This window comes from Cytobacillus sp. (assembly GCF_964223445.1).
Lineage (GTDB): Bacteria > Bacillota > Bacilli > Bacillales > Cytobacillaceae > Cytobacillus.
In genome coordinates, this window is the sequence record NZ_CAXQGS010000013.1 from 13,495 (window position 1) to 28,948 (window position 15,454).

The following is a 15,454-nucleotide window of genomic DNA, read 5'->3' on the forward strand; positions in this document are numbered from 1 at the left end:
GAAAAGGCCCGAAAAATTTCAGGCCTGCTGTTTACTATTTTAAATGCAAGTAATCCTGCTGCCGCAGTGCTTCATAAACCAGAATGGCTGCAGCGTTTGATAAATTAAGGGAACGGACTTTATCGTTCATTGGTACCCTTAATGCACGCTCTTTGTTGGTTTCAATGATATTCTTCGGAAGACCCGTCGTTTCTTTGCCAAAAATAAAATAATAATCCTTTCCTACATTGCTGTAATCGAAAGTGGAATGCGGCATGGTGCCATACTTCGTTAAGTAGAAGTATTCACCGCCTTTGCTGCTATTAAAGAAATCGTCCAATGATTCATGATAGACGATCTTTACAAATTGCCAATAATCCAGACCTGCACGCTTCAGCATTTTATCTTCTGTCGAAAAGCCAAGCGGCCGGATCAGATGCAATGTCGTATCAGTAGCCGCACAAGTACGGGCTATATTACCGGTGTTTGCCGGAATTTCCGGCTGATATAATACTACATGCAATCCCACTTTTTTCACCTCTAAATTAATTCTGCATGTGTTATTATATCACTTTGATATCACCATACAAATTACTGATCATCAGTTATAGACAAAAATTTATATTTAATATTCGGTGTATAGGCTGTTGAATCTTCATAAGCCCAATAACGCATTCGGCTGTTATAAGTATGGGCATTGACCAGCGGCATTCCTGAGGCATCTTTCCCCGTCACGATCGTTGTATGGTCAAATCGCCCGTCTCCCTGAAAATCATAGCAAATGACATCTCCAATTAAGAGCTGATCCGGACTCGAGACTTCCTCCGCTCTTAACCCCGAATTCGAACTCGGCAGATACCACCGCAATGAATTTGCAACCGTCCAGCTGTAGCTCCAATTCCCGCTTCTCATCCACCATCCTTTTCCGCGGTTAGGAAACCCTCTCATCGGTCCGCCGCCTACATGAAGACACTGGGAAATATAATTCGTGCAATCCACTTCAAATTTTTTATAAGCCGGATTATAGCTGTTCCACCATTTTTCTGCATACTGCACTGCCTTCATGCGGTCATACTCATACTCTATCCTTTCTTCCTCTCCATATTCACGGTCAGGAGACGCTTCAGCTTTTTGAATATCCTTAAAAGGGTTTTTCTCCCGATCCTCGACAAACACTCCTTTATAAAAGTCGGCTGTGCGCTCTTCAATTTCTTCTTCCATAAAGAATATGCCTTTTTGCTTAATTAAATATTTAAAGTGAACTCTGTATTCAACCTGCTTCATATCATCCTTCTCCCTGCCGACCGTGATCACTTTTCCGGTTGCCTGGGCTTTAACAATCTCACCGGACCTGCCGGAAAGTGATTCTTTCTTCTTTTCAATCTTAGGGCAGGTATGAATTGAACCTCTTGAATGGGAAACGCACTGCTGCACTCTTTTTATTAACAGCTCCTGAAGCTGGTCCCTCACGCATCTCACTCCTCTCCTATTCCATACATATGAGACGAAGCTGAGGACTTTGCTTAATTTTTCGTGCAATATATTAGTAAGTCAGCCGGGCTGACCAGTTTCTCTATTTGTCCATAAAAAAAGAGGGAGATTCCTCCCTCATCATTGTTCTATAAAACTTAAACCTTTTTCAATCTCAGAAACGACCCCTCCGTCTTTTTCCTGCTGCAACGCCTGTTCCAGGGCAGCCAGTGATTTCTCACCGCCAATTTTCCCGAGTGCCCAGGCAGCCGTTCCACGGATCACCGGCCGAGGATCTTCTGTCATGACTTTAATCAGATCTTCTACAGCTGTTTCGTCTTTGTAGTGAGCCAAGGCGATAATGGCATTTCGCTGGATCGGCTTTTTCCCTCTCCAGGAGCCTGAAACCGGGCCATATTTTTCTTTAAATTCCCGGTTGCTGATAAATAGGAGCGGCCTTAAAAGCGGCTTTGCCACTTCGGGATCCGGCTCCATTTCTTCGTGCAAATGAAAATCCTTGCCTTTATTTTCAGGGCATACAGTTTGACAGGTATCACACCCGTACAGTCTATTTCCCAGTTTTTCCCTATACGGCTCTGCAAGAAAGCCTTTTGTCTGTGTCAAAAACGCGATGCACTTCTGTGCATCAAGCTGACCTCCCTGGATTAAAGCTCCAGTCGGACAGACGTCAACACATTTATTGCAGCTTCCGCATCTGTCTTCCATTGGTTTATCCGGTACAAAAGGCAGGTTCGTTATCATTTCTCCGAGATAAACATAGGATCCGAATTCTGGTGTAATAATGGAACAGTTTTTGCCGCTCCAGCCAATTCCGGCACGCTGCGCTACAGCCCGGTCAACCAGTTCACCTGTATCCACCATGGATTTGCATAACGCCTCAGGGATTTTTGATTGGATGAAGCGCTCAAGCTTTTGAAGACGTTCCCTCAGGATATGATGATAATCTTTACCCCATGAAGCGCGGCAGAAAATTCCTCTTCGCTCACCTCTTTTGCTGACAACTCTGACCTTCATTTTGGAAGGGTAAGCAACAGCAATTGAGATAATGGATCTGGGTTTGTCCATTAGCAGGCCCGGATTCACCCTCTTCTCAATATCAGGCTCTTCAAATCCTGATTGATATTGAAGTTCCTGCTGGCGAATCAGTCTATTTTTCATCTCATCAAAAGTGCTGGCTGCTGTAAAACCGATTTTATCTATGCCAATTGTTTTGCTGTATTCAATAACTTCCTGCTTGAATTGGGAAAAATCCATTGTATAACCTCCTTTCGTGAAAATTTAATTTATATGAAAACAAGCTGTATCAATGCCGGTGATAGATACCGGAAAGTCTTTAATTTATTGAATCACCGCTTATTATGATAAACTATTTTAAAGTAATTTTGGAGGTGGAAAGCTTGGAAATTACGATTGCTCCCGAGTTGTGCAGGTTATTTCCCCAATTTAAAATTGGATTCATTACATATAAAAATATAGAAGTCGGACAATCTCCTCAAATGGTAAAGGGCAGACTCCAATTATTTCAGGAATCAATTTATTTTGACTTAGAGGACAAGAGTGTTACAGAACTTGAGGGGATCAAGGAATGGAGACAGATTTTCAAAACAGCAGGCAAGGATCCAAATCGGCACCGTCACTCTGCAGAAGCACTGTACAGAAGAATTAAAAAACAAAATTATCTGCAGCCGGTCAACAGCTCCATAGATATTAACAACTTCTTTTCCCTCGAATATCAAATACCGATTGGCGTGTATGACGCCGATAAGCTTTCAGGTAATCTGACTATCAGGTTAGGCAAAGAAGGCGAAGAATATAACGGTTTAAACGGAAGACCCAACTCACTTGCCAATTTAATTATTAGTGAAGATGCGGCAGGGCCATTTGGCAGTCCGTTTGTCGACTCAGAAAGGTCAGCGGTGACAGAGCAGACTAATAATGCCGTTCAAATCGTTTATTTGCGCCCTTCTCTGGAAATGGAAAAGGCTGAAAAAATGGTTGATTCTTTAATGAACATGTACACTCAAGTACATGGCGGAGAAGGAGCCTCTAAGGTAATTGGATGTTAAACAAGTTTCTAAAAAATCGAGTGGTATCCTCGGATGCCACCCGATTCTTTTTGCTTAATAGCCAAGGAAAATGAAAAAACGCAATACCTCGTTCTTTTTGAACGAAACACTGCGTTGGCTATGTATGGAGCGGGTGAAGGGAATCGAACCCTCATCATCAGCTTGGAAGGCTGAGGTTTTACCACTAAACTACACCCGCATTTGTGTATTTATATTTAATCAGCAATGAAATTATGACTAAACCCTATGTCGATTTTTATCAACAGAAAAAATAAACATTGTGTCGAATCAACTATTTAATAGTACTAAATTCAGTCAGAATGGTCAACCCCATTTGAGAAATTTGTCGAAAATACAGGGAAGGATTTTAAAATCCTCCCCTGCTAAAATTGTTACATCCACCACATTTCTGAAGGCTGCTCTTCGATTAAGATCGATTTAAGGTTTCTGACTGCCCTTGTAAATCCTTCTTCTATAGACATAAGCGGATCTTCATGCTCAATGCTGACAACATAATCATACCCAAATGTTCGCAAAGCGCTTATCATATCCGACCATTCCTGCAGCCCGTGTCCGCACCCGACTGACCTGAATGTCCACGCTCTGGTCTGAACATTTCCATATGGCTGCATATCTGTTAAACCGTACATATTAACATTTTCCTGATCAATATAAGTATCTTTTGCATGAAAATGATGAATGGCATTTTCTTTTCCCAATATTTTTATTGCCGCCACAGGGTCGATTCCCTGCCACCATAAATGGCTTGGGTCCAGATTGGCTCCAATGGCATCACAGGTTTCTCCCCTTAATTTTAGAAGTGTATAAGGAGTATGCACAAGGAACCCGCCATGAAGTTCAAGACCAATTTTCACATTATGGTCTTTTGCAAATTGCCCGGCTTTCTTCCAGTAAGGAATGAGTTTCTCCTCCCATTGCCATTTCAGCACTTCTCCATACTCATTCGGCCATGGAGCGACCGGCCAATTCGGATGCTTGGCCCCTTCCCCATCACCTGCAGTACCGGAAAAACAGTTAACAACCGGAACATTCATTAAGCTGGCTAACCTAATCGTGTCATATAAAACACGGTCCGATTCCTCTGCAAATGCTCTATCAGGGGAAATCGGATTGCCATGGCAGCTGAATGCGCTGATTTCAAGCCCTCTTGATAAAATCTTGTTCAGATAATCATCCCGGAGTTCTTTGCTTTCTAATAGCTCGTTCAGGCTGCAGTGAGCATTTCCGGGATATGCTCCCGTTCCGATTTCAACAGCCTTAAGCCCAGCAGCTTTCACATGATCAAGCATTTCTTCAAAATTCTTCTCAGCAAATAAAACGGTAAATACGCCGAGCTTCATAAAATCTCCTCCTTGCTTCTAAAATATTTCTCTTCTGCCCATTTCACTGCTTTTATAAATCGCATCAATAATTCTGGTTGTCTGCAGTGCTTCTTCTGCTTTAACTATGAACTCTTCTCTCCCCAAACAGCTGTCAATAAAGTTCTGTGCCTGCGCCAAAGCATAGTCATCCTCACCCGGCAGCCATTCTGGGCGTGTATTAAGGAGCATTCCATGTTTTGATTGGTTCAAACTGAATGGGAATAAATCAATTCCTCCATTCTGCCCCGAAAGGCTGAGGCCTTCATCATCCCCTTCGATATTGGCCGACCATGAGGTTTCAAAAAGCAAGGATGCGCTATTTGCAAATTTTATGTAAGCAGTCACATGATCATCGACATGAAAGGATTGATGGTCAAAACTTCCCCATAGATTCACCTGCCCAGGCATTCTGCTCAAAGTATTATAAGCTGTACCGGAAACCTCGGTTTCCTCGGGGTTTCCTAGAAGCCAAAGCGAGAGGTCAAGCAAGTGGCACCCATAATCAATCAAACTTCCTCCGCCCTGAAGTTCCTTATTAGTGAAAACACCCCATCCCGGTACCTTTCTTCTTCTCATCGCTCGTGCCCTGGCTGCAAATGGAAGGCCAATTTCATCTTCTGAAATGAGTTTTTTGGCAGCCTGAGCCTCTTTCATAAACCGGTAGTGGTAGGCAATGGCCAAAACCTTTCCCGACCTGTCTCTGGCCTCTATCATTTTCCTGCATTCATCTGCTGTCATGGCCATCGGCTTCTCACACAATACATGCAGCCCAGCCTCCATCGCAGCAACCGTAAGCTCTGCATGAAACTTGTTCGGTGTACAAATAACTACAGCATCAGCTTCATTGAATACTTCTTTATAATCTGTAAAAACGCTTCTAATTCCAAACTTCTTTGCAGCCAGCTGTGCAGTATCCTTATTCACATCGCAAATAGCCGTAATGGAAGCACGATCCGATAATTTTAATATAACTGGGATATGCCTGGACTGGGCTATTCCGCCAGCACCGATAATTCCAATCCGAAGTTTCTTCATGAATGCACCTCAATTAATTTTGACAATCTGCTTTGTTTCGCTTGACTGCAGCGCAGCAAGTATCACTTGGAGCGACTTCATTCCCTCGGTACCAGGAATCGCAGGCTCCTGTTCATTTAAGATACTTTCAACAAAATGATCAATGACGCCTGAATTCTTTTGTCCTCCTTCTTCATTTGTCTGAATCCCGCCGAGTTCGTACTTTACTGTATCACCGTTTGCATACTGAACAACGAGAGAATGCACCGGATCATCCTCTAATCTCAAAATTGCTTTTTCTCCATATATAATGGTGGAATTGTCTTCGTTAGAGACATAAGACCAGCTTGCAGCCAATGTACCGATTACACCGCTTTCCGTTTTCAAGACGCATACCGCTGTATCATCGACATCTGCACCAAGCTTGGCACTTGTTTCTACAAATGCTCCTGCCTCAGAGAACTCTTCTCCCAGCAGATAACGCAGCAAGTCGGTCTTATGTACACCAAGGTCGCCCATGGCGCCAATAAAAGCCTGATCTTTTTTGAAGAACCAGCTTTCTTTGCCATCTGCACTCCATCCCTCCGGCCCGCCGTGGCCAAAAGCCGACCGGAAACTATAGATTTTTCCTGCTTCACCTTTTGCGATCAATTCCTTTGCTTTTTTATGAGATGGTACAAAGCGCTGATTATGAGCAATCATTAATTTCTTTCCATTCTTACGGGCTGCTTCAATCATGTCCTGTGCCTCTTCCATAGAAGTTGCCATTGGCTTTTCACATAAAACATGCTTGCCGGCGTTTAATGCGGCAACAGAAATGGGTGCATGCAGATAATTCGGGGTGCAGACACTCACAGCATCTATATCCGGATTAGCCAGTAATTCTCTATAATCGGTGTACACCTTCACCTCATAAAGATCGGCAAACACATGTGCACGCTCTTCATTAATATCACATACCGCTGCAATGACAGCCCCGCTGTTTGCATGATATTCAGGCATATGCCGGTGCTTGGCTATACTTCCGCATCCAATAATCCCAATTTTGAGTTTTTTCATCTTAATTTTCCACTCCTTCTTGATTCACTCTGATTCTCTCCAATGGCTTTGCATTTCCATAGACCGGTACGGGAAAATCAGCTGGCTTAGCCCACTTAACTGCATTTTTAATAACCTGCTGAACATCCTTATGATAATAAGTTGGATACGTTTCATGTCCTGGGCGAAAATAAAAAATTTTCCCTTTTCCACGCCTGTATGTACAGCCGCTCCGGAAAACTTCCCCTCCCTCAAACCAGCTCACCATTACAAGTTCATCCGGCGCAGGGATATCAAAATGTTCCCCATACATTTCTTCTTTTTCAAGTTCAATATATTCTCCAAGTCCTTCTGCAATGGGATGGCCTGGATCTACAATCCAAATCCGTTCCTTTTCATCGGCTTCTCTCCACTTTAAATCACAGGATGTTCCCATTAATACTTTAAAAATCTTAGAGAAATGACCGGAATGCAGGACAATCAGCCCCATTCCCTCCAGCACTCTTTGCTTTATTTTTTCAACGATTGCATCCTCAACTTCCTCATGCGCGAGATGTCCCCACCAGACCAAAACGTCTGTTTCCTGTAAAACAGCATCACTAAGTCCATGCTGGGGCTCATCCAATGTAGCTGTCTTTACGTTATAATCTTCTTCATTGAAAAAGTCTGCAATGGCACCGTGAATACCATCCGGATAGACAGACCTTACCTTATCATCCTTTTGTTCATGACGATTCTCATTCCAGACAAGCACGTTGATCATGATCTTCCTCCTTCTGTTAATTCATACTTCGATATTCATTTGGGGAAATCCCCTCTGTCTTTTTAAAGACTTTGCTAAAATACTTTTCATCCTGATAACCGACCTGGAAAGCAATTTCATAGATTTTCAGTTTAGGGTTCTGCAGAAGCTCTTTTGCCTTGTTCATCCGGGCATTCGTAATAAAATCCGTAATGGTAGCCTGATATTCCTGTTTAAACTTTCTGGAAATGTATTCCCTGCTTAAATAAAACCTGTCTGCAATTTCCTGCAGGTTAATATCCTTGCTATAGCTTTCCAGCAAAAACTGTTCTATTTGCTGAATCACATTCATCTCCCCGTCATGCTCCTGCTCGCATTCCCCTGGATGACTTTGCTGTTTCCATTCATTTATGGCTTTCTCCAGGGTTTCATTCAATATTTCAGGATCAATAGGCTTCAAGATATAATCAAAGCTTTTATAACAGATGGCATTCCTCATATAGTCAAAATCATCATATCCGCTGACAACAATCGTCTTGCTGGATAGATCCGAAGAATGAATCCATTTTAAAAGGCTTATGCCATCTCTCTTTGGCATGCTCATATCAGTGAATATGATTTCCGGGCGATGCTCTTTAATCAGCCTTATGGCCTCATTTCCATCTGCCGCCTCCATGATTGTGTCAATTCCAAAGCGACTCCAATCCGCCAGAAGCATTAAGCCTTCCCTCACATGTTTTTCATCATCCACAATAATTGCTTTCATCTTATCCACCTTCCATCCTTTTTGGAAGTTTAATAGAAACAAGCAGCCCGCCTCGCTCAAGATTCTTAAGCTGCAGGTATGCCCGATTGCCATAGTAGAGTTTTAACCGGGTGTAAACATTCTTCAGTCCGATATTCGTTAACTCACCCTTTTGCCCAATCCGGTCATTCATCAAATGCAATCGGATTTCCTCCATCCTGTTCTCAGAGACGCCTGTGCCATTATCCCCGATCAGAATATCCAGATAAAATTCATCCTGTCTGCAGGTAATACTAACCTCTCCAGTTTTTTCACGCGCATCAAAACCATGCTTAAAGTAATTCTCCACTATGGGCTGTAAAATCATTTTCGGCACCGGAAACTCCAATGCCTCTTCATCAAGCTGAAAACGGAACTGAAGCTGGTCACCAAACCGCTCTTTTTGCAGCAGGAGATAGGCCCTCGTATGTTCAATCTCTTTTTGAAGAGAAACCATATCCTCCTCCATATTCATGCTGTACCGCATGATTTTAGAGAGGCGGGTTACAGACGAATAAATCTGCGGCCCTTGATTTTTTAAGGCAGCTGTTCCGATAGACTGCAATGCGTTATATAAAAAATGCGGATTGACCTGGGACTGCAGAACCTTTAGCTGATTGGTCTTGTTCTCAAGCTGGAGCTTATACTCCCGATTGATCAAATCATTAATTTTATCGATCATTTGTTTAAATCGATCACCGAGATAACCAATTTCATCATTGCCAAAAGATTGAAAACGGACATTAAGGTTTCCCTTTTCAACCTGATCAATATATTTCAGCAGGATTCTGATTGGAGAAGTGATTCTAACAGAGATAAATAAAGTGGCGAGTATAACCAGAATGAGTCCGATTACGCCAAACATGATATTGATTTTCGCCACGCTGAATGCACTTTCATATAGAGTGGTGTATGGGACACGCTTAACAAGATACCATCCGCCAGAATTTTGCGATAATTGATCGTATATCATGACGCCGTTGAATGAACCTTCCTTCCATTCAACCGTGCCATTTTCTTTATCTGTACTGATCACCCAATTAATCCAATCAGGCATTTTAGTATCTTCATCAGTTTCATCAGTTGAACGGTAGATCAAATCACCTTCAGGAGATATTATATAGAATTCTTCATTATCGCCCGAATAAAGATTACGGCTGATATTGGTTATTTGATCCGGTGAAAATTCCAGTGAGATATATGCCAATACATCGTCTGATGGAATATTGATTAAAGATCTGTGAAGCGTTATTACATTTTTAGCCTTTTTGTCCTCAGGCTCCTTTATCTTATGAATAGGCTCAAGATACATATTGCTTGGACTTTCTTTTGCTTTTACGTAAAATTCCTGATTGGCATTTGACAGCTTCTTTGAAAAAATAACTGTAGAGCGCCTTGATGCTGTTATAAGCCGATCTTCCTTGGCAACAGCAATGTTGACTCTTTTGATATTTTCTTCTGCATACAGTATGGTAGAAATTACATTTCTTACAGCTTCCACTGCCTGATAATTATTTTCCTTTTGGGGATCTTTTAAAAAGTTTATTAAACCTGGATTATTGTATAGGGATAGTGTTAATCCGTCCAGCTCATTTATGTAACCCTCCAGGTTTACTTTTCCTTGATATAATAGGTTGCTATTTTCCTTTATGGCCTGGTCTTTCAATGATTCCGCTGTATGATAATAAGTGATGATTATTGACGCCCCAAATGGAACGATCGTGGCTACCATCAATAGAACAATCAGTTTATTCCTAATGCTCTTTTTGAACATGTACATCCCCCGCTGCTTTGTCTTTTACAATAGTATAAAGCGAACTTCCCTTTTTGGGGATGCCTTTTTGCTATGAGGGTTTAGCATATTTAAAAATATAAAACAGAAAGCATATCTTCCGCAGACATGCTTCCTGTTTAACCAAATTTATTTCAAATTATCCCAGGATGCCTGGAAGCGTTCAACGAGCGTATCATAGTCAATCTTTCCTGCAGCGTATTCCTGGATTGTTGCAGCAAACTCTTTATTTGCACCATCCGGCCATCTGAACCATGTCCAAGGAACGGTTTTGTCTTCCTTAGAATACTCAAGAATATGCTGGCCAAGTGGCCCTAAACCGGTTGGCTCGATATTGTCGAAGGCAGGAATGAACGCAAACTCTTCTGTGATATAACGCTTTCCTGTTTCAGAAGAAACCATCCAGTCAAGGAATAATTTTGCTTCTTCAAGATGCTCTGAATTTTTATTAAGAACCCAGTTGTTCGGAACACCTACCGGTAAACGGTCTGCTTCAGCTTCATCATCAGTCAGCGGAATTGGAAGGAATCCCATATTAATTTCAGGGTTAATTTCAAGAATCATGTTTTCTGTCCAGTTCCCCTGCTGAAGCATAGCCGTTTTGCCGGAAGCAAATAGCGTCACTTGCGTATTGTAATCTGTTGTTAATGGATTTTCATTTCCAAAGTTTATTTCAGTATCAAGCACTTCTTTGAACTCTTTAAATTTATCATTGCCAGTAATCTTTTCAGATCCGCTGTATAGGCCCTCAATAAATGCCACCGGATCTTCCTGCTGTGCAAATGGAATATTTAATAAATGCTGACCAATGACCCACCACTCTCCGTAGCCGGCAGAGAAAGGAGTAATTCCTTTATCTTTTAGTTTTTCAGCAGCATCCTTCAGTTCAGAAATCGTATTAGGCGGCTCAGTAATGCCTGCTTCTTCAAATAAATCTTTATTATAAATGAAACCATATCCTTCAAGGTTTACAGGCATTCCATAAAGTTTGCCGTCTGTATCAGTCATTGGAACTTTTCCAATTGGAAGCACATGCTCTGCCCAAGGCTCATTTGAAAGATCTGCAAGATGCTCTTTCCAAAGCTCCAATTCTTTAAATCCGCCATTGTTAAAAATATCAGGCTGTTCGCCGGATGCAAACTTTGCTTTTAATGCGGCACCATAATCAGCACCGCCGCCGACTGATTCAAGCTTTACTTTAATATTCGGATGTTCCTTTTCGAATTCACCGATCATTTCCTGAAGCTGATCGGCAATCTCCACTTTAAACTGGAACAAATTCAATGTTACCACTTCATCCTCATTCTTTGAATCATCCTTAGGCTTTTCATCCCCTGAAGAGCTGGAAGAAGAACAGCCTGCCATAATGCCCGCCATCAGAACCAATGACAGCAGTAAGAAAGCAAAGCGTTTCATTTTGTTTCCCCCCTGAATAATTTTTTATATAAACTTTAACGGCCCATTTGGCCGCAAAAGTCTCTATAACTACTTGATGGAGCCTTGTGCAATGCCTTTAATAATATGCCTCTGCAGAAACAGGAAGAAAATAACGACCGGGGTAATGCCCATCACAAGGGCGGCCAGTCCCATGTCCCATTGCTTTGTATATTGGGCAAAAAATGAGCTTGTGGCTAAAGGAATCGTCCTAAGCTCTGCATCCTGAAGAACAAGAAGCGGCAGCAGATAATCATTCCAGATCCATAACGTATTTAAAATAACAACCGTGACAGTGATTGGCTTTAGAAGCGGAAAAACAATTCTCCAAAAGACCCCAAACTGGCTGCACCCATCAATTCGGGCCGATTCTTCTATTTCGATTGGAACTGTTTTAATAAAGCCGTGATACAGAAAAAGTGATAACGGTACACCAAATCCAAAATACATAATGATAAGGCCAGGTATGCTGTTTGTTAGATTCAGCGTGCCTCCCAGCTTCATCAGCGGTATCATGACTGTCTGGAATGGAATAACCATGGCAGATACAAATAATGCAAACAGAATTTTGCTGAATTTCCCCGGGGTTCGAACCATCTTCCAGGCAGCCATGGAACTAATGACAACAAGTCCAATATTGCTGACTACCGTAATTATAAGCGAATTCCAGAAGGCCCTCGGGAAATTAATGATATCCCATACCTTCAAGTAATTGGAGAATAAAAATTCCTGCGGCCAAGCTGCAGCATCAATCAAAATATCTGCAAAGCCTTTTACAGAATTGATGATCACGAAATAAAAAGGTATGAGGAATATGACTCCTAATACGATTCCGATAATCTCCAGCAGAAACGTAACCTTCGTATATCTGGGATTCATTATGCCTCAACCTCCCTTTTCTTGGTCATCATCACCTGAACCGTTGTAAAAATTGCTACAACAAGGAAGAACAAAATGGATTTCGCGGTACCCAGACCATACCTGTTATTCTGGAAAGCTTCCTGATAGATATTAATCGCAACAGATTGAGTTGAATTAAATGGCCCGCCGCCTGTCAGTGAAATATTCAGATCGAAAATCTTAAATGCCATTGAAATAGTTAAAAAGAAACAAATTGTAAACGCCGGCAAAATTAGAGGAATGATAATTTTCGTCAAAAGTGTCCAGCTCGATGCTCCATCGATCCTTGCAGCCTCCAGCAGTGTCTGATCAACCCCCTGCAGCGCTGCAATATAAATAACCATCATATATCCGCTGATCTGCCAGGCAAACACAATCACAATTCCCCAGAATGCTGTTGTCTCATCCCCAAGCCACGGAAGCTTAAAAACGGACAGATCTGTCAGATTTCCAATTGCAGCAAACCCTTTTACAAAAATAAACTGCCAGATGAATCCAAGTAATAATCCCCCGATAACGTTAGGAATGAAAAATACAGTCCGCAATAAATTCCTGGACTTCAAGGCTGCGTTCAATAGTAATGCAAGCCCAAAACCTAGTAAATTACTAATAATAACCGAAGCTAACATAAACTTGGTAGTAAAAATAAAAGAATCAAAAAACTTAGAATCATTCTTAAAGATCTTTATATAATTTTCAAGTCCGACCCATTCAACCACAGAACTGACACCATTCCATGACGTAAAAGAATAATAAATCCCCATCAAGAAAGGAATGATCTGAATCACCAGGAAAAAAATTAATGCCGGCCCTACAAAAGCACTATATGTTAGAATTTTTTTCAGATTTGCTTTTTTCCTGGTTACTGTTTTTATCTCTGAATTAACTGCTGGTTTCCGTATCTCAGCCTTTGTCTCCAATTGTCTTCACCGCCCCCTCATTTATTGCAAACGCTTTCCTACATTATATTTGAAACCGCTTGCATATATAGGTGACTGGATTGACTAAAATGGTGCAATATTTTGACTTCTTAAATTGTAACTTTTTTTAATGGAAGATATTGCATAGAATGAAGCTATCTTGAATATTGGGATGTGAGATATGATATTAAAATTTCGGTATGAACCAGTAGAATTAAAGATGCTTCGGTTTTTAAATGGAAGATTGCGGCTGTCCCCTAAAGATTACAGCCACTTTCATAATTTAGAAAAAGGTTTTTCAAGTGAGAAAATATTTGATCAGCTCCTCGAAGAATTACCTGAGGAATGGATTATTCTTCATGATTTATTGTTCGATTACAGTAACACCTTTTTCCAGATAGATTCACTATTAATCACTGGGGACTGCATCTATATTTTTGAAGTTAAGGATAATGCGGAGACTTTTATATCGAACAAGACAGATGGTACACCGCACCATCAAATACTGAAGTTAAAAACCCTCTTCTGCAGCTGCAGCGAAGTGAATCTCTCCTGAGAAGACTTCTGCAGGAATTGGGAGTAAAAACCCCTCTTAAGGCTCTTCTAATTTTTATTAACCCCGAGTTTCATCTTTATCAAGCCAAAATGAATCTTCCTGCTATATTTCCAGCACAAACTAAACGATTTATAGACAGGCTAAAATTGAAATCTCAGCAGCCGAATAAAAAACATTTAATGCTGGCGGACAAGCTAATGTCCATGCATTTGAAGGATAATCCTTATGGCAGGAGATTTGAGTATACCTTTGAGAAATTGGAAAAGGGAGTACAGTGTGCTTCTTGTGGCTTATTTATGTCTTTATTAAATAAAAACAATTTAAAATGCAGCTGCGGATCAATTGAGAAAACAGAATTTGCTATATTGAGGAGTGCTGAAGAATATAAAATACTATTCCCTGAAGAAAAAATAACAACCAAGTCTATTCATATGTTTTGTAATATTCTTAATTCAAAAAGATCCACCAAAAGATCTTATCTAAGCATTATCAGCTCAATGGATTTGGTAAGACATCCTATTATGAACCTTTTTGATTTGTTGATCAAAGTAGTTGCGCATTTTCCCCGCCCTTAAAGCCACCTGTAACATCATTCAAATTTCCTAGAGTTATAGAGAGTTGGATACAAATGTATTTATCCTCTGCTTTGACGCAGCTTCTTTTCATTTTTGATGGCTATGTGGTTTCTACCCTACACTTTGATGCATCTTCTTTTCGGTTTAGATGGATATATAGTTTCTATCCTATGCTTTGACGCAGCTTCTTTTCGGTTTTGATGGATATATAGTTTCTATCCTTTGCTTTGATGCAGCTTCTTTTCGGTTTTGATGGAGATGTGGTTTCTTGCTTATGCTTTAACCCCTTCTTTCTCGCTTGCTAATAAAGTCTTATCTACCTTGGACGGAACACAACATCTATTTCTTGCTTTAGTAATTCAAACCAGGTTTATCTTGTTTCAAAAGACCTTTCCGAACAGTTCAGAACCCTTTTTCGAAACTACCCTCTGAATCGTTCGGACCCTGCATTGAAACAACTTAATTCCCCATCAGCAAAATGGTTGAACTGTTAATTGCTATCCACTTTAAAATTCCCACGCATATCTATTAGGCAACAATAAAAAAGGTTTCCCAATAAAGGAAACCTTTTTTTAGATACCGGTGGTCGGGGTCGAACCGACACTCCAGAAGGAACACGATTTTGAGTCGTGCGCGTCTGCCAATTCCGCCACACCGGCATATTAAAATGTAGTAAATCTTGTGGTGCCGAGGACCGGAATCGAACCGGTACGGTAGTCACCTACCGCAGGATTTTAAGTCCTGTGCGTCTGCCAGTTCCGCCACCCCGGCGGGGCATTGG

15 protein-coding genes and 3 tRNA genes are annotated in these 15,454 nt (G+C 41.2%); 3 read left to right on the plus strand and 15 right to left on the minus strand.

Translation table 11 applies throughout. From position 1 onward, the window contains the following. Positions 1-34 precede the first annotated feature (34 nt). The 3 genes from trmL to queG all read right to left on the minus strand — a co-directional run bounded on the left by trmL (position 35) and on the right by queG (position 2,724). Positions 35-508 carry a tRNA (uridine(34)/cytosine(34)/5-carboxymethylaminomethyluridine(34)-2'-O)-methyltransferase TrmL gene (trmL, locus tag ACEQ1T_RS01590; protein WP_370221516.1) on the minus strand — a complete coding sequence of 158 codons (474 nt, stop codon included), beginning with the start codon at positions 506-508 and terminating at the stop codon, positions 35-37. A gap of 62 nt (positions 509-570) precedes the next feature. Continuing rightward, positions 571-1,449: an amidase domain-containing protein gene (locus ACEQ1T_RS01595; protein ID WP_206834766.1), complete on the minus strand. Its 879-nt coding sequence runs from the start codon at positions 1,447-1,449 to the stop codon at positions 571-573. A 141-nt stretch (positions 1,450-1,590) separates the two neighbouring features. Further along, positions 1,591-2,724 carry a tRNA epoxyqueuosine(34) reductase QueG gene (gene queG, locus ACEQ1T_RS01600; RefSeq protein WP_370221517.1) on the minus strand — a complete coding sequence of 378 codons (1,134 nt, stop codon included), beginning with the start codon at positions 2,722-2,724 and terminating at the stop codon, positions 1,591-1,593. Positions 2,725-2,867: 143 nt separating this feature from the next. On the opposite strand from queG, the gene ACEQ1T_RS01605 reads away from it, so the two are divergent. Further along, on the plus strand, positions 2,868-3,536 hold the full coding sequence (locus ACEQ1T_RS01605) for a B3/4 domain-containing protein (RefSeq protein ID WP_206834759.1): 669 nt from the start codon (positions 2,868-2,870) through the stop codon (positions 3,534-3,536). A 125-nt stretch (positions 3,537-3,661) separates the two neighbouring features. Here ACEQ1T_RS01605 and ACEQ1T_RS01610 read toward each other — a convergent pair. From ACEQ1T_RS01610 to ACEQ1T_RS01655, 10 genes are all read right to left on the minus strand, one after another. Continuing rightward, positions 3,662-3,735: transfer RNA gene (locus ACEQ1T_RS01610), tRNA-Gly, on the minus strand. 193 nt (positions 3,736-3,928) lie between these two features. Then, positions 3,929-4,897 (minus strand): sugar phosphate isomerase/epimerase, encoded by a 969-nt coding sequence (locus tag ACEQ1T_RS01615; protein ID WP_206834756.1) that lies wholly within the window; start codon positions 4,895-4,897, stop codon positions 3,929-3,931. An 18-nt stretch (positions 4,898-4,915) separates the two neighbouring features. Further along, positions 4,916-5,953, minus strand: coding sequence for a Gfo/Idh/MocA family protein (locus ACEQ1T_RS01620; protein ID WP_370221519.1), 1,038 nt, complete (start codon positions 5,951-5,953; stop codon positions 4,916-4,918). Between the two features lie 9 nt (positions 5,954-5,962). Further along, positions 5,963-6,991, minus strand: a complete 1,029-nt coding sequence (locus tag ACEQ1T_RS01625) for a Gfo/Idh/MocA family protein (protein WP_370221520.1) — start codon at positions 6,989-6,991, stop codon at positions 5,963-5,965. Between the two features lies 1 nt (position 6,992). Beyond that, on the minus strand, positions 6,993-7,733 hold the full coding sequence (locus tag ACEQ1T_RS01630; RefSeq protein ID WP_206834749.1) for a ThuA domain-containing protein: 741 nt from the start codon (positions 7,731-7,733) through the stop codon (positions 6,993-6,995). Positions 7,734-7,749: 16 nt separating this feature from the next. Beyond that, complete coding sequence (locus ACEQ1T_RS01635; protein ID WP_206834747.1) at positions 7,750-8,478, minus strand: response regulator; 729 nt, start codon at positions 8,476-8,478, stop codon at positions 7,750-7,752. 1 nt (position 8,479) lies between these two features. Next, complete coding sequence (locus ACEQ1T_RS01640; RefSeq protein WP_370221521.1) at positions 8,480-10,270, minus strand: sensor histidine kinase; 1,791 nt, start codon at positions 10,268-10,270, stop codon at positions 8,480-8,482. A 147-nt stretch (positions 10,271-10,417) separates the two neighbouring features. Next, positions 10,418-11,704, minus strand: a complete 1,287-nt coding sequence (locus tag ACEQ1T_RS01645; protein ID WP_206834742.1) for an ABC transporter substrate-binding protein — start codon at positions 11,702-11,704, stop codon at positions 10,418-10,420. A 69-nt stretch (positions 11,705-11,773) separates the two neighbouring features. Next, positions 11,774-12,601, minus strand: coding sequence for a carbohydrate ABC transporter permease (locus tag ACEQ1T_RS01650; protein ID WP_206834740.1), 828 nt, complete (start codon positions 12,599-12,601; stop codon positions 11,774-11,776). Further along, complete coding sequence (locus tag ACEQ1T_RS01655) at positions 12,601-13,542, minus strand: carbohydrate ABC transporter permease (RefSeq protein ID WP_370221523.1); 942 nt, start codon at positions 13,540-13,542, stop codon at positions 12,601-12,603. Before ACEQ1T_RS01655 ends, ACEQ1T_RS01650 begins: the two co-directional genes overlap by 1 nt. Positions 13,543-13,723: 181 nt before the next feature. Between ACEQ1T_RS01655 and ACEQ1T_RS01660 the strand changes: the two genes are divergently transcribed. Together ACEQ1T_RS01660 and ACEQ1T_RS01665 are read left to right on the plus strand one after the other, a co-directional pair. Then, positions 13,724-14,098 (plus strand): nuclease-related domain-containing protein, encoded by a 375-nt coding sequence (locus ACEQ1T_RS01660; protein WP_370221524.1) that lies wholly within the window; start codon positions 13,724-13,726, stop codon positions 14,096-14,098. A gap of 17 nt (positions 14,099-14,115) precedes the next feature. Then, positions 14,116-14,673, plus strand: coding sequence for a hypothetical protein (locus ACEQ1T_RS01665; protein ID WP_370221525.1), 558 nt, complete (start codon positions 14,116-14,118; stop codon positions 14,671-14,673). A gap of 577 nt (positions 14,674-15,250) precedes the next feature. Here ACEQ1T_RS01665 and ACEQ1T_RS01670 read toward each other — a convergent pair. Then, a tRNA-Leu gene (locus ACEQ1T_RS01670) sits at positions 15,251-15,332 on the minus strand. Between the two features lie 23 nt (positions 15,333-15,355). Next, positions 15,356-15,444: transfer RNA gene (locus ACEQ1T_RS01675), tRNA-Leu, on the minus strand. Between the last annotated feature and the right edge of the window lie 10 nt (positions 15,445-15,454).